A 14969-nucleotide genomic window follows, 5' to 3' on the forward strand; every position below is an offset into this window, starting at 1 on the left:
TAACATGTTCTGTTTTGCTTGGTGTTTTGTGTTGGCGGGGCCGCCTCTCCCCCCGCGGCCCCACTCCTCCAGTCCTATTGCCTGACATGCTGAGGCGGCAGCCATCGGTCGTCTGTCCGCATGTCCCGCGATCCGAATTGCGAGCTCTCCATGCTGAAATTTATCGTCAAACGCCTGCTCTGGATGATCCCGTCTTTATTTGCGGTGAGCTTCCTGGCCTTTGTCCTGATCCAGCTTCCGCCCGGCGACTTCGTCACCACCTATATCGCGACGCTGGCCTCCTCTAACGAAGTGATCGACCAGAACACCGCAGCCCAGCTGCGGGAGCGTTTCGGTCTCGATCAGCCCATGCTGGTACAATACCTGAAATGGGTGTGGGGCATCCTTTCCCGCGGCGATTTCGGCATGTCCTTCGAATGGCAGCAGCCGGTTTCGGGCCTGATCTGGGAACGCATGGCGCTGACGCTTGTGCTGGCCCTCGCGAGCCTCATCGCCACCTGGGCTATCGCCCTGCCGATCGGCGTCTATTCCGCCGTCAAGAAATATTCGATCGGCGACTACGCCTTTACCGCTTTCACCTTCTTCGGCCTGTCGATCCCATCCTTCCTGCTGGCGCTGGTGCTGATGTATGTCGCCGCGGTCGAATTCGGCGCGGATGTTGGTGGTCTCTTCTCCCAGGAATACGAGACTGCGTCCTGGAGCATCGCCAAGATGCTCGACCTCCTGTCGCATCTGTGGTTGCCGGTGGCGATCCTTGCCGTCTCGTCGACGGCGAGCCTCATCCGCGTCATGCGTGCCAACATGCTGGACGAGCTGCCCAAACCCTATGTGACGACGGCGCGTGCGAAAGGTCTTTCCGAATTCCGTCTGCTGGTCAAATACCCGCTGCGCATCGCGCTTAACCCGTTCATCTCGACGATCGCGTGGCTCTTGCCGAACCTGATCTCCGGCTCCGTCGTGGTGGCGATCGTGCTCAACCTGCCGACGGCTGCACCGCTGCTGCTTCAGTCATTGATGGCGCAGGACATGTATCTCGCCGGCGCCTTCGTGCTCCTGATCTGTGCGCTCACCCTGATCGGCTCGCTGATCAGCGACATCCTGCTGGCGCTGGTCGATCCGCGTATCCGGCTCGAATAGGAGGCTCAAATGGTCGATGCCACCATTACCAACGATCGCCCGGATCGCGTTGCCGTCGCCTCGCAATGGCAGCTGATCTGGTGGGCTTTCAAGCGGCACAAGCTTGCCATGGCGGCGATGGTCGTCACGGTCTGCATGTATGTCGTCGCGATCTTCCCGGGTTTCTTCGCGATCAACGATCCGATCCTGCAGAATGCCCGCACGACGTTCTATCCGCCGCAGCGGGTGCACCTGTTCGATACAACCAACGGCTTCGAGATCGGCCTGCACTATTATCCGATGAAGCTGACGCGTGATCCGGAAACGCTCGCGGCGATCTACAAGGAGGATACTACGCAAGAGAAGGTGCCGCTTCAGCTCTTTGGGCGCGGTTATACCTATCCGGTTCTCGGCCTGTTCGAGAGCAACATCCATCTGCTCGCCACCACCGATCCTTCAAAACCGCTCTTTCTGTTCGGCGCCGACCGCCTCGGCCGTGACGTCTACAGCCGCACGGTGCAGGGGGCGCAGGTCTCGCTGTCGATCGGTCTTGTCGGGGTGGCGATGTCGCTCTTCCTCGGTGTCGTTCTCGGCGGCATTTCCGGCTATTACGGCGGTCGGATCGATTTCGTTATGCAGCGTGTCATCGATTTCGTGCTGTCGCTGCCGACCATTCCGATCTGGCTGGCGCTCGCCGCAGCCCTGCCACAGGGCTGGCCGGCGACGCTGCAATACATGATGATCACCATCATCCTGTCGTTCACAGGCTGGGCGCAGCTCGCGCGCGTCGTGCGCGGCCGATTCCTGTCGCTCCGGACGGAGGAATTCGTCGCCGCCGCACGTCTCGACGGGGTCTCGGAAGGACGCATCATCTTCCGTCACATGCTGCCGAGCTTTTCGAGCCATATCATAGCCTCCGTCACGCTCGCCGTGCCGGCAATGATCCTGGCGGAAACCTCGCTCTCCTTCCTCGGCCTCGGCCTGCAGCCGCCGACGATTTCCTGGGGCGTGTTGCTGCGCGAGGCGCAGAACATCCGTTCGATCGCCACGGCGCCGTGGCTCTTCATGCCGGGCATCGCGGTCGTCGTCGCGGTCATGGCGCTCAATCTCTTCGGTGATGGCCTGCGCGATGCGGCCGATCCGTACAACAAGTGAGGCGCCGATGACCGATATAGTTTCCATCGTACCTCGCCAGACCGTGAAGCCGTTGCTCGAAGTGAAGAACCTGGTCACGGAGTTTCCGCTCCGCACCGGCATCTTTAAGGCGGTCAACGACATCTCCTTTGCCATCGAGCCTGGCAAGACGCTCTGCGTCGTTGGCGAATCCGGCTCCGGAAAGTCGGTCACAGCGCGCTCCATCCTGCAGATTGTCGATCAGCCCGGCCGCATTGCCTCCGGTTCGATCATCCTCAACCGTCAGGACGGAACCTCGCTGGATCTCGCCAAGCTCGACCCGCGCAGCAAGGCGATCCGGGCTGTGCGCGGCCGTGACATCTCGATGATCTTCCAAGAGCCGATGTCGTCGCTTTCGCCGGTGCATACGGTCGGCGACCAGATTACCGAAGTGCTGCGTCTGCATCTCAGCATGAGCAAGGCCGAGGCCCGCAAGGAAGCGGCTGAACTGCTTCGCCAGGTGGAAATCCCCAATCCGGAACAGGCGTTGGACCGCTACGCCTTCCAGTATTCCGGCGGCATGCGCCAACGCGCCATGATCGCCATGGCGCTTGCCTGCAAACCGCAGCTCCTGATCGCCGACGAACCGACCACGGCGCTCGACGTGACAACCCAGGCGGAAATCCTCGATCTCATCAAGCGCCTGCAGCAGACGACCGGCATGGCGGTGCTGTTCATCACCCACGATATGGGCGTGGTGGCGCAGATCGCCGACGACGTATTGGTCATGCACCATGGCGTCGTCAAGGAATACGGCCCCGTCGATCAGATTTTCCATTCGCCGCAGGATCCTTACACCAAGATGCTGATCGGCTCCGTGCTGAAGCTGGAGCAGAAGGCGGAAATCCGGCTCGCCCGGCCGCCGCTCGATACCAGTGCCGAGCCGATTCTTGATATCCGCAATCTTTCCATGCATTTCGGGGAGATGAAGGCGCTGAACGACGTATCGATCTCTCTCCTGCCGGGAGAAACGCTCGGCATCGTCGGCGAAAGTGGTTCTGGCAAGACGACCATGGGCCGCTCGATCATGCGGCTCTACGACCCGACCGCGGGCGAGATGCATTACCGACGCGCCAATGGCCAGGTGGTCGATCTCGCCAAACTCGAGGGCGCTGAATTGAAGGCAGCGCGGCGGGAATTGCGCATGGTCTTCCAGGACCCGTTCGGCTCATTGAATCCGCGCATGACAGTGGCGCAGGTGATCGGTGAGCCCCTGCTGGTCAACGGTATCATGAAGGGCAAGGCGCTGGACGACAAGGTCTGCCACCTGATGGAGCAGGTCGGCCTCGATCCCGCCGGTCGGGAGCGCTATCCGCACGCATTCTCCGGCGGCCAGCGCCAGCGCATCGGCATTGCCCGTGCCATCACCCTCAATCCACGTATTATCGTAGCCGACGAGGCGACCTCCGCGCTCGACGTCTCCGTACGCTTCCAGGTGCTCGATCTGCTGATGCGGCTGCAGGACGAGCTGAAGCTCGCCTATATCTTCATCAGCCACGATATCGGCGTTATTCGATACATGTGCGACCGGGTGGGCGTCATGTATCGCGGTCGGCTTGTCGAAGTCGGGGAGGCGGAGAAAGTCTGCAACAATCCCGATCACGCCTACACTCAGGCACTGATCTCGGCCATTCCGCGGCCCGATCCGCGCGATCGGGATCGCTCGCGGCGATTCCGTTACGTCGAGCCTGCCAATACCGATACCAGCAATGTCAAGAATGGAAGTTCGGCGCGATGAAAATCACGGGAATCCGCACTTTTCTCATGCATGTCGGCCAACCGCACCGCTCCAAGTGGGCGTCCGACGATGCGCCTGCTTCTTCCGGTCCGGGGACATCGGAACGGGGTTATTTCGGCGGCACGCGCAACTGGCTGTTTCTGAAGATCGATACCGACGAGGGCATTACCGGCATCGGCGAATGCTCCGGCTGGCCGCGCGTCATCGAAACCGCGATCAAGGATATCTCGCCGCTTCTGATCGGCGAGGACCCCACCCATATCGAGAAGCTCTGGCAGAAGATGATGATCGCCATGATGGGGCACGGCATGCTCGGCACCGTCGGCGGCGGCGCCATGACCGGGATCGACATGGCGCTCTGGGACATCAAGGGCAAGGCGCTCGGCGTGCCGGTCTGGAACTTGCTCGGCGGCAAGGTGCGCGACCGGATACCCATCTATTCGCATGCCAACACCGTGGAGCAGGCGCTTGCCGTCAAGAACCGCGGCATCAAGGCGATCAAATGCGGCGGCGTCTCCGATCCGGTCCGCAAGGTCGACAAGTTGCGCGAGGCCGTCGGCGACGAGATGGACATCGCGATCGACCTGCACGGTGCACCCTGGATGACGCCTGCCGACGCTTGCCGGGTTGTGCGCAAGCTCGAACCCTATGAACTGATGTGGGTGGAAGATCCCATCGCACCGGAAAATGTCGATGGTTACCGCCGCATTCGCGATGCGGCGCATGTGCCGCTGGCGGCTGGCGAACGCTCGGCGACAATTTTCGGCGAGCGGCAGCTCATAGAGGAAGAACTGGTGGACGTGATCCAGCCGGATACCGGGCGTGCGGGCGGGATTACCCAGATGAAGAAGATCGCCGCCATGGCGGAGGCCCATCACATCCAGTTCGCGCCGCATTCCGGCTCGCTCGGCCCGGTCGCCGAATATGCGGCGCTGCATCTTATGGCAGCAATCCCCAATGCGCTGATCCTTGAACGCCTCGACGATGATTGGGAAGGGCGCAAAAGCGTTATCGTGCCGCATCCGCTCCAGGAAAGCGGCTCGATCCTGGTGCCCGACGCGCCGGGCCTCGGCTGTGATATCGACGAGGAATTCGTCGCCCGTCACCCGAGCCAGGGCAATCTTTCGGTGCAGGTTCAGCCAGACAGCGGTGCCTATGCGCCGGGTACCTGGGGCGAGCATGTCTATGTGCAGACCCGCGTTTCCCGCCGTCGCTATTTCAGTAAGTAAGGATCCGAGACAATGAAAATCGACCGCATGCGGGTTTACATGACCCGCGACAAGGATCGGCCACGCGTCATTGTGGCGCTCGATACCGACGACGGCCTGACCGGCTGGGGCGAATGCTACAATCACGGCCCGGACAAGGCGCTGCCACCGCTCCTCGATTATCTCTGCGGCTTCATCGCCGGACAAGATCCGACGCGGGTGGACTACCTCGTCAACCTGATGATCCAGCAGAGCCGGTTTCCCCCCGGCGCGATGGGACTGGCCGCGATCGCCGGCCTCGACCATTGCCTCTGGGACCTCGCGGCCAAGGCTGCGAACCTGCCCGTGTACAAGCTGCTTGGCGGTGAGGTGCGCGACAGGATCAAGGTCTATGCGGGCGTCTACACCGCGCCCGATGCGCCGGCGGCGCGCGACGAATTCGACCGGCTGAACGAGAACTGGGGGTTCACGGCCTTCAAGCTCAGCCCGTGGCGGATCGACATGCATGCCAACCGCTGGGGCAATGTGGTGAAGGCCTCGGCGGACTATTTCCGCCAACTGCGCGAGACGGTGCGCGACGATTACGAGATCGCGTTCGATGCGCATGCGAAGATCTATGAGGCCAACGCCGCCCGCCAACTCGGCAATGCGCTGGCGCCCTACGATCCGTTGTTCTACGAAGAGCCGCTACGGCCGGAAAACATCGAGGCCTGGGGCGAGTTGAAACAGGGTCTCGAATGCACGCTGGCGACGGGTGAAAGCCTGTACAATCGTTACGAATTCCTGCGGCTCTTGCAGGTGAAGGGTGCCGACCTGATCCAGCCGGATATCTGCGTCGTTGGCGGTCTTTCGGAAATGCGCCGAATCGCGACGCTCGCCGAAGCCTTCTATGTCGGCGTGGCGCCGCATAATCCGATGGGACCGCTCGCAACGGCCGTGAACGTGCATTTCTCGGCGGCGCAGCAGAATTTCAAGATCCTCGAATACCGCCTGCCGAAGGGACAAGCCTATGTCTATGGGGGCACCGAGGTCGAGACACGGCAAGACGCGGCGCGTTATGTTGCCGATCCTTATCTGCCGAAGGACGGTTATCTCGAACTCCGCCCCGATCGTCCCGGCTGGGGTGTCGAGATGGACGAAAAGGCGATGCAGGAGGATGGTTACGTCCATTGGCAGCGACGCGTTCCGAAGCGGCCGGACGGGTCCTATGCCTTCGCCTGATTGGTCAGGAGACTGGACAAGCATAAGGAGCGGGCCGCTCGAGGCCCGCTTCCTGCCTGAAAACGGCGGGCGGATGACTCATCTTGTCCATGACCGTTTCGGAGATATTCTCGTACCGACCACAGGCCCGGAATTCGAACCGTTGAATTGGCCGAAGGCCGGCGGCTATCCGTTGTTTCCCTATCATAATAAGCTCGTCGGCGCGGCCTTCAGCCATGAGGGGCGGCACTACGAAGTCCTGCCGCATCCGGCAATGGTCACCGATGCTCAGCATGGCCCGGCACACCGCGGCCCTTGGCATGTCGTGTCGCAGGAGCGAGATCGGATCGAGCTTGCGGTCGATTACCGTGCCGACGCTGACTGGCCGTTCGATTTTCGCGCGGTGCAGCGTTTCTTGATGTCTGACGATGGGTTGGATGTCGAGTTGTCGATGACGAATACCGGCAGTGTTTCCATGCCGGGCGGTTTCGGCTGGCATCCGTATTTCGCTACCCGTTTTGAGAATGCCGCGGTCAGTGATGCGAGGCAAATCTGGCCGATCGGGGAGGCGGGTATTCCAAGCGGGAAGCCTCCGGATGATCGTGCCGACGAAAGACTTCCGGGCGAAGGATTTACGATCTTTCTATCCGACTGGCAGCGGGCGTCGGCGGTTACCAATGGCGGTGCCAAAGTCTTCGTCACCGCCGGCCCGGAACTACCGCATATGGTGGCTCATCGGACGCCGGCGTATGTTTGCTTAGAACCAGTTTCGCATGTGGCGGGGGTTTTTGGTTTCCCATCGGATAAGCAGCATGCGGCAGGTCTGTTTGTCCTCCAGCCGGGGAAGGAACGGACAGCGCGGCTGCGGCTTTCCATCGGCCCGGCTTAGAAATTGAGACCTTTCGACTCGCTCCTTTACCCCTCTCCCATTGAGAGAGGTTAAAACAGTGCGTTCAGGCGGATCTACTTAACCAAACAAGGATGTGCTTCCTAAGCCCGTTCAACCTGCTTTCCAACATTTTCAGATTGATAAACCCTATCCGCCGCCAGCAGCGTCTGCGAGGCTTCCGTTATAGCAGCGAGCATCTTTACGTCGGTGATATTCTCCAGGAACGGCAGCATCGGGCCGGTATCCGCAATCCCGGAGGTCGCTACCGCCTCATGCAACACCCGAAGCGGCGAGATGCCGTCACGCAGGTCTTCCAGTCCCATGAAGAAAGCCCGCAGCCGCTCCGCCTCCGCAACATTGCCGGCCTTCAGTGCCTTCAGAATACCGGTCGACATGGCCGGCGCGACGCAGACGGAGCCGGAGGTGAAACCCTGCAGACCGAAATCCATCAGGTGGCTGATCGCCGGCCGTTCGCCGATGCCTGAAATGATCATCTTGGGGTCGACCTTCTGGACGAGCTCGGAGAGGTAGCTGTCCTCTTTCGGATTTCGCTGCACGACCGCGTATTTGATCGTGCAGACCGCTCCATCAGCGACGACTGCCGCGAGATCGGCTGCAGAGATGTAATCGAGCGACTTCACATAAGCGATGATCGGGCGACCATAAGCGTCGGCGATGCGGCGCAGGCCCGTTGCGACGCCTGCCGAGGTCACCGGAAAGTTCAGCGGCAGGATCATCGCCGTCGGCAGATCGTGGTCCTTCAGGATTGCAATCTGGTCCAGCGACTTGCCGTAATCCGGCCCGACGGAGGGGATGAGCCAGGTGCCTGCCGGAGCAACCGCGTTCAACATATCGACCATCTCGGCGAATTCGCGGACCGAGATGTTGTAGAGGTTGGCGTTGCCGCCATAGAGCGCCGTCGTCACGCCACCCTGTGCAAGGTGCGCCAGGATCTTGGCATTGCCTTCGCGGTCGAGTGCGTAATCGGCCTTGCGCGCCAAAGGCGGTACTGAGAGGACCGATTTCGAAAGCATTTCAGGTGTAACGGCAAAACTGGACATGACTTCAAGCTCCCGGTTCAGGGGTGAATGGAAAATCGCTGGAATGGTTCTGCCCGTCGCGAAGTCGTCGGGCACCGTTTCAGTCAGACGGAGGTCAATATCTCGACCGGGCGCTGCTCCTGCTTGCCGTAAGCTCGGCTGGCGGACAAGAGCCGGCGGGAATAGGGATGCTCGACATTGCCCGAGCGGATCTGTTCGATGCCCGTTTCCTCGACGATTTCGCCGGCATTCATGATCGCGACGCGGCTGCATAGATGGGCGATGACCGCCAAGTCGTGGCTTACCAGCAGATAGGTCAACCCGCGCTCCTTCTGGAGGTCGGCGAGCAGATTGAGGATTTCGGCCTGCACGGAGACGTCGAGCGCCGAGGTCGGCTCGTCGAGAAGCAGAACCGGCGGATCGAGGATCAGCGCGCGTGCAATCGCCACGCGCTGCCGCTGGCCGCCCGAAAGCTGGTGCGGAAACCGATAGCCGAGTCCGGGATCGAGTCCGACCGCTTTCAAGACGTCGCTGACCGCGTTTTCCTTGATGGGCAGGTTCTGGTTGCGCAACGGTTCGATGATCTGCGAGCGCACCGTCTTGCGCGGATGCAGCGAGCCGTAGGGGTCCTGGAAGACCATCTGCACGTCACGGAAGAAGGCCTTGTTTCTCTCCGGTTCGAGCGGCTTGCCATCCAGAGAAATCCGGCCGCCGTAGTTGCGATTGAGGCCGGAGATGGCGCGCAGCACTGTGGATTTGCCGCAACCGGACTCGCCGACGAGGCCGAAGGATTTTCCGCGTTCGACGGTGAAGCTGACGCCCTTGACCACGAGCGGCGTGCGCAGGCCGAACCGGATGGTGAGATTTTCGACGTCGATCATGACTATGCTCCGATCGTCGGTTGAGTGAGCCACGAAGGGTCGCGCGTCAGCGTCGGCAGGCGCGCCGGCGGGTTGTCGATCGACGGCAGCGAGGCAAGCAGACCCTGGGTGTAAGGGTGCTGCGCCCGGTCGAGATCGGACGCCTTCAGCACTTCGACGATGCGTCCGGCATACATGATCAGCACCCGGTCGCAGAACTTGCGGATCAGGTTCAGGTCGTGGCTGATGAAGATCAGCCCGAGGTTGCGCCGCGCGACCAATTCGTCGAGCAGCGCCAGCACTTCAAGCCGCACCGTTACGTCGAGCGCGGAGGTCGGCTCGTCAGCGATCAAAACTTCCGGCTCGGCGATCAGCATCATGGCGATCATGATACGCTGACCCATGCCACCCGAGACCTCGTGCGGATAGAGGCGGAAAACGCGTTGCGGATCGCGAATCTTCACCGCTTCCAGCATTTCCAACACTTTTTTCTCCGCAGCCTTCTTGCCGGCTTGCGGATAGTGCAACCGATAGGTCTCGGCGATCTGTTCGCCGACGCGCATGACCGGGTTCAGCGAATATTTGGGGTCCTGCAGGATAAGGCCGATTTGTTTGCCGCGGATTTCCATCATCCGTTTTTCGTCGGCAGCGACAAGGTCTGTGTCGTGGAATGTCATCCGCTCGGCAGTCACCTTTGCGGTCGGCGGCAGGAGCCGCATAATCGCGCGGCCGACGGTTGACTTACCCGAGCCGGATTCGCCGACGATGCCGAGTTTCTCCCGGCCGAGCTGGAAGCTCACGCCGCGGACTGCTTTTACGAAGCCGCTGGCAAACGAGATTTCCATGTTGCGGATATCGATGAGCGGTTCGGTCATTCGCCACCTCTGGGGTCCAGAACGTCGCGCAGGGCATCGCCGACGAGGTTGAAGGCAAGGCTGACGGCGGCGATCGCAATGCCGGGTGCAGCGATAACCCACGGGCTGTCGAGCATGAACTCGCGGCCGGTGGCGGCCATCGAGCCCCATTCCGGCCATGGCGGCTGCGCGCCGAGACCCAGAAAGCCGAGGCCCGCGGCGGTCAGGATAATGCCGGCCATGTTGAGCGTCACACGGACGATGACGGAAGGAACGCACATCGGGAGGATGTGCCGCAGGACGATGGCACCGGATGAGGCACCCTGCAGGCGTACCGCGGCGATATAGTCCATCTGCCGCAGGCTCAGCGTTTCCGCCCGCGCGAGGCGGGCGATCGGCGGCCAGGCGGTCAGCGAGATCGCGATTATCGCGTTGGTGATGCCGGGGCCGAGAGCGGCGGCAAAACCGAGCGCCAGGACGAGCCCAGGGAAGGACAGGAAAATATCCGTGATGCGCATCAGCATTTCGTCGACGATACCGCCGAAATAACCGGAACATGTGCCGATCAGCAGCCCGATCGGCGCGACAATGATGGTGACAAGGATAATGATGTTGAGGGTCGTTCGCGCGCCGTAGATGATGCGGGCAAGGACATCGCGGCCGAAGTTGTCGGTCCCGAGGAGGTATTCCCAGGAAGGTGGAGCCAACCGGATTGCCATGTTCTGAGCAATCGGATCGTATTGCGTCAGCAGGGGAGCGGCCACGGCGGTGAAGATCAGCAGCAGGATCACTGCCATGCCGACCAGACCGAGCGGATGCTCGCGAAACTTCAGCCAGACCTGATAGAGCTGTTGCAGCAGCGCCTGCCCCACACCCTTCGGTTCGGGGGCAAGAAGCCAGCCGCGAATGCCGGGAGGCGTGGGGCGGGATTGGGAGATGGGCATCGCCATTTACGTCACCGTGTTCTCGGGTCGAGGATGCGGTAGAGTACATCCGACGTGATGTTGATGATCAGGAAGACGATCCCAATGGTGAGAACTGCGCCCATCACGACATTCATGTCGTTCATCTGCAGGCCGCGGGTGAGATACTGGCCGAGCCCCGGCCAGGCGAAGACGGTCTCGATCAGTACGGCGCCTTCAAGCAGACCGCCTAGGGTCAGCGCGATGATGGTCAGCAGCTGGACGCGGATGTTACGGAAAGCGTGGCGCCAGATCACCTGGCGGGGTGCGAGCCCTTTGGCGCGCGCCGTGATGATATATTCTTGGCTGAGCTGTTCCAGCATAAAGCTGCGCGACATGCGGCTGATATAGGCGACGGAGTAATAGCCGAGGATCGAGCCGGGCAGGATGATGTGGCCAAGCGCGTTCTGGAAGACGTCCCAATTGCCCTCCATGGCGGAGTCGAGCAGCAGGAAGCCGGTCACCGGCGTGACGATGCCTTCGTAATAGACATCGACGCGGCCCGACGCGCCCACCCATTGCAGCTTGGCGTAGAAGATGAACAGCGCCATCAAGCCCATCCAGAAGGTCGGGATGGAATGGCCGGCAAGACCGACAATGCGGGCGATATGGTCGATCAGCTTGCCGCGATGGACCGCGGCGGTGATGCCGAGCGGCACGCCGACGATCGTGCCGACGATCATCGCCACGATTGTCAGTTCGATCGTTGCCGGGAAGATCGTCATCAGGTCCGTGACGATGGGCTGGCCGGTGATCGCAGAGACACCGAGATCACCGGTCAGCACCCTCCTCACATAGTTCAGGAACTGGATGTAAACGGGCTGGTCGAGACCAAGCTGCTTGAAAACCCTATCATAGACCTCCTTGCTGACTTCCGCTCCGGTGATTGCCAGAACCGGATCGGCCGGCAACAGGCGCCCCATCGAGAAGGTGAGGAAGAGTAGCCCGAGCAGCGTCGTCACGACTGCGACGACGCGGCCGATGAAGCGGCGGACGGCGAGCTTGATGCCATCATCAGGCGCGTCGTCGACCGGGCCATTCGTGGTCGGCGCCTTCGAGTTGTCTCGTGTCGTCATATCCACGCTGGCCACGTCGGGATCACTCCTTGGTTTTCGTTACGCCGTGCCAACGGGTCGACCAGGTTGTATGGCCTTGATAACCCTTGACGCTGGAGCGCATTACATAAGGGTCGGTGCGCTGGAAGAAGACGATCAGCGGCGGGTTCATTCCCTTGTAGACGTCATCGATCTTCTTGAAGATTTCCGTGCGCTTGGCCGTATCGCGCTCCTTCATCGACTGGTCGACGAGCGTGTTCAGCTCCGGAACCTGCATGGCGGTGCGCCACAGGTAATAGCTGCCGAGGCGGGCCTCGTCGCGATTGTCCGGATTGTAGGCATACTGGGTCGCGACGGCGAACGGGTCGGGCAGGCGGGCGCCGGAATTGCCGAGCAGGACCTCATACTTGCGCTCGCGGAAGGCCGGCGTGTATTCGCCGGGCACCAGGTTCAGGTCGAAGCCGGCCGCCCGGGCGCTCGCCTGCAAGGCTTCGGTGAACGGCAGCGTTGCCGCGCCCGAAGGGTTCAGCACCTTCTTGAGGCCGTTCGGATAACCGGCCTGCGCCAGCAGAGCCTTTGCCTTGGCGGGGTCGTAGTCATAACGGGACGTGTTGTCCGCCGGCGCGCCGATCATGCCCTTCGGTACGACGGACTGCCAGGGGAAGCCAGTATAGCGCATGATGTTGCCGGAGATCGCCTTCCAGTCGAAGGCGTGCTGGAATGCCTCGCGGACGAGCGGCTTCTGCAGGTCCGGATCCTTTTGGTTCAGGGCGATATAATAGAAGCCCAGACCCGGTACGTTGTCGATCACCATCTTCTTGTCATTCGCCAGCGCGTCGAGGTCGCCGCTGGCGAGATACTGGCCAACATCCACATCGCCGGCCTGCAACTGGAGGCGCAGGTTGCCGGATTCCGGGATATGCCGGGCGATGACGCGGGTCATGGCCGGGGGGCCACCCCAGTACTTCTTGTTGGCCTCGAAAACGGCGATGTCGTTCGGGCGCCATTGCGAAAGCGAGAAGGGACCGCTGCCGGCGGAATTCGCGGCAAGCCAGCCGGCGCCGAAATCGCCGTTCGCTTCATGCGACATGGCAGTCTTCTTGTCGACGATGCCGAGCGAGGAACTGGCCAGCGAATAAAGCACGAGATCGGTGCTGACCTGGATCGGCAGCTCGATTTCGAGCGTCTGCGCGTCCTTGGCCCGCACCAGCTTCTCGACATTGTCCGGCGTGAAGCCCCACAGCGCGATATCGGTCGAGCCGACCTGACCGCGCTTGATGACGCGCTGGATCGACCAGGCGGCGTCTTCGGCGGTCACCGGATTGCCGCTGGAGAACACCGCGTCGTTGCGCAGCGTGACGGTGATGAGCTTGCCGTCGGGCGAGGCGCTCCATTTGGTCGCCAGCATCGGCTTGAGCTTCTGCAGATCGTTCTGCGGCAGCTGGACAAGGTTATCGTAGAGATTGGAAATCAACTCGGAGACCGTGCGGGCATTGTTGTCGGCCGGGTCCAGCGTGCGGATGCCGGTCAGGTTGGTGCCGATCACCAGCATGTTCGGCGGCGAGGCGGCAAGCGCCGCGCCTTGCGGGACCGTCAGCGCCGCGGCGACCAGAAATGTCGCCGCCAATAGATGCTTCATCATGTTCAACCTCCCAATTGAAATCTCTGAGCTCTTCAGTTCGTTCTGCTTGTTGTCTTCCGGCACTCCGACGTGCAGCGCTTGGGGCAATGCGCTGTTGACCAATGCCAAAAAGGGCAAACGTTATCAGCTTGCCGAGGCCTGAAGGGCTTGCGGCCAAGAGTGCGACAGGAGTGATACGGAAGACTGGCTCTGCGACCTTAGCTGCGTTTTTCCCGCCAGCGATGAGGGCCGATTTGCGCCGGGTGCTGCATTTGAATATCTCCTCCCTGAGATGGTCGAATGCACGTCGACAATTTCGGGCACGCTAGCAAGCTGCAGCCTGAGTTGTCAACTCGCATTTCAAATTTTGCAAAAAAAGCTCCTCAAGAAGTAATTTTTGATGACATCTTTGAAATTGTGCCTATCGATTGATATGTAGGCTTGAGCCGTGGCCGGGCCTGCCGTATCGCGCGCTGGGGAAGGCCGCTGGGCCAAGGGAGGAATTGAATGGCGGAACTGCAATTGACGCCGCCGCGTAAGGAGAGGCTGGCGGACAAATTGTATGGCCAGATCCTGGAGCAGATCCTGAACGGTGCCTTCAAGGAAGGTGATCGCCTGCCGGCGGAAAACGATATCTGTTCCGCCTTTTCCGTCTCCCGGCCGGTGGTCCGTCAAGCCTTGATCCGGCTGCAGGCCGATGGGCTCGTCTATTCCCGCCGGGGTTCCGGCACATTCGTGCGTGCCGTGCCGCCGTCGGCCATCACACGCTTCGTGCAGCCGTCCAATGTCGCAGGCTATCTCAAATCCTTCGAGGTCCGGTTTGCGCTGGAGGCCGCTGCCGCGTCTCTGGCGGCAGAACGCCGATCCAGCCAGCACCTCCATAATCTCGACGAAGCCAACGAACTTCTGCGCGAAAAGATCCTAAGCGGCCAGTCGCCCAGCGAGGCCGATTTCAACTTTCATCGCGAGGTAGCGGTTGCAAGCGGCAACGACCTCTTCGTTTCCCTCTTTGAGCACTTGCGCGGTGAGATCAGCGGTTCCATGGGGGTGGCTCTCGGCCTAACCAAACTGGGCTCGGATGAACGACGACTCGCCGTACTTCGCGAACACCAGCAGATCGTCGAGGCGATCCAGGCGAGAAATGGCGAACATGCAGCGCTCTATATGCGCTATCATCTGCTGCGCGCCCGCGAGCGAATTACGGATGCGCAACGGGATCCTTAACAAGGAGGCGTGATGGCAAGACGCGCCGC

13 protein-coding genes are annotated in these 14969 nt (G+C 61.3%); 7 read left to right on the forward strand and 6 right to left on the reverse strand.

Annotation, left to right across the window (positions count from 1 at the left end):
• Positions 1 to 150: 150 nt before the first annotated feature.
• The 6 genes from DMO26_RS00235 to DMO26_RS00260 all read left to right on the forward strand — a co-directional run bounded on the left by DMO26_RS00235 (position 151) and on the right by DMO26_RS00260 (position 7324).
• The gene (locus tag DMO26_RS00235; RefSeq protein WP_117190488.1) at positions 151 to 1137 is read left to right on the forward strand and encodes an ABC transporter permease; all 987 of its coding nucleotides are present in this window, start codon (positions 151 to 153) and stop codon (positions 1135 to 1137) included.
• 9 nt (positions 1138 to 1146) lie between these two features.
• Positions 1147 to 2271, forward strand: coding sequence for an ABC transporter permease (locus DMO26_RS00240; protein ID WP_117190003.1), 1125 nt, complete (start codon positions 1147 to 1149; stop codon positions 2269 to 2271).
• 7 nt (positions 2272 to 2278) lie between these two features.
• Entirely contained in the window at positions 2279 to 4027 is a 1749-nt protein-coding gene (locus DMO26_RS00245; RefSeq protein ID WP_117190004.1) for an ABC transporter ATP-binding protein, read from the forward strand.
• Positions 4024 to 5256 (forward strand): mandelate racemase/muconate lactonizing enzyme family protein, encoded by a 1233-nt coding sequence (locus tag DMO26_RS00250; RefSeq protein WP_117190005.1) that lies wholly within the window; start codon positions 4024 to 4026, stop codon positions 5254 to 5256. The genes DMO26_RS00245 and DMO26_RS00250 overlap by 4 nt, the downstream gene beginning before the upstream one ends.
• Before the next feature lie 12 nt (positions 5257 to 5268).
• Entirely contained in the window at positions 5269 to 6456 is a 1188-nt protein-coding gene (locus DMO26_RS00255; RefSeq protein WP_117190006.1) for a galactarate dehydratase, read from the forward strand.
• 73 nt (positions 6457 to 6529) lie between these two features.
• Positions 6530 to 7324: an aldose epimerase family protein gene (locus tag DMO26_RS00260; protein ID WP_404946999.1), complete on the forward strand. Its 795-nt coding sequence runs from the start codon at positions 6530 to 6532 to the stop codon at positions 7322 to 7324.
• 101 nt (positions 7325 to 7425) lie between these two features.
• On the opposite strand, the gene DMO26_RS00265 is transcribed toward DMO26_RS00260, so the two are convergent.
• From DMO26_RS00265 to DMO26_RS00290, 6 genes are all read right to left on the reverse strand, one after another.
• On the reverse strand, positions 7426 to 8385 hold the full coding sequence (locus DMO26_RS00265) for a dihydrodipicolinate synthase family protein (RefSeq protein WP_117190008.1): 960 nt from the start codon (positions 8383 to 8385) through the stop codon (positions 7426 to 7428).
• Between the two features lie 83 nt (positions 8386 to 8468).
• Complete coding sequence (locus tag DMO26_RS00270) at positions 8469 to 9245, reverse strand: ABC transporter ATP-binding protein (RefSeq protein WP_117190009.1); 777 nt, start codon at positions 9243 to 9245, stop codon at positions 8469 to 8471.
• 2 nt (positions 9246 to 9247) lie between these two features.
• Positions 9248 to 10099 carry an ABC transporter ATP-binding protein gene (locus DMO26_RS00275; protein WP_117190010.1) on the reverse strand — a complete coding sequence of 284 codons (852 nt, stop codon included), beginning with the start codon at positions 10097 to 10099 and terminating at the stop codon, positions 9248 to 9250.
• The gene (locus tag DMO26_RS00280; RefSeq protein WP_117190011.1) at positions 10096 to 11028 is read right to left on the reverse strand and encodes an ABC transporter permease; all 933 of its coding nucleotides are present in this window, start codon (positions 11026 to 11028) and stop codon (positions 10096 to 10098) included. Before DMO26_RS00280 ends, DMO26_RS00275 begins: the two co-directional genes overlap by 4 nt.
• Before the next feature lie 5 nt (positions 11029 to 11033).
• Entirely contained in the window at positions 11034 to 12131 is a 1098-nt protein-coding gene (locus tag DMO26_RS00285; protein ID WP_117190012.1) for an ABC transporter permease, read from the reverse strand.
• Between the two features lie 7 nt (positions 12132 to 12138).
• The gene (locus DMO26_RS00290) at positions 12139 to 13737 is read right to left on the reverse strand and encodes an ABC transporter substrate-binding protein (protein WP_117190013.1); all 1599 of its coding nucleotides are present in this window, start codon (positions 13735 to 13737) and stop codon (positions 12139 to 12141) included.
• A 486-nt stretch (positions 13738 to 14223) separates the two neighbouring features.
• Here DMO26_RS00290 and DMO26_RS00295 point away from each other — a divergent pair, with 486 nt between their 5' ends.
• A complete protein-coding gene (locus DMO26_RS00295) occupies positions 14224 to 14940 on the forward strand; it encodes a FadR/GntR family transcriptional regulator (protein WP_117190014.1) in 717 nt (238 codons plus the stop codon).
• Positions 14941 to 14969: the final 29 nt, after the last annotated feature.

It is taken from the genome of Rhizobium terrae, assembly GCF_003425685.1.
Lineage (GTDB): Bacteria > Pseudomonadota > Alphaproteobacteria > Rhizobiales > Rhizobiaceae > Neorhizobium > Neorhizobium terrae.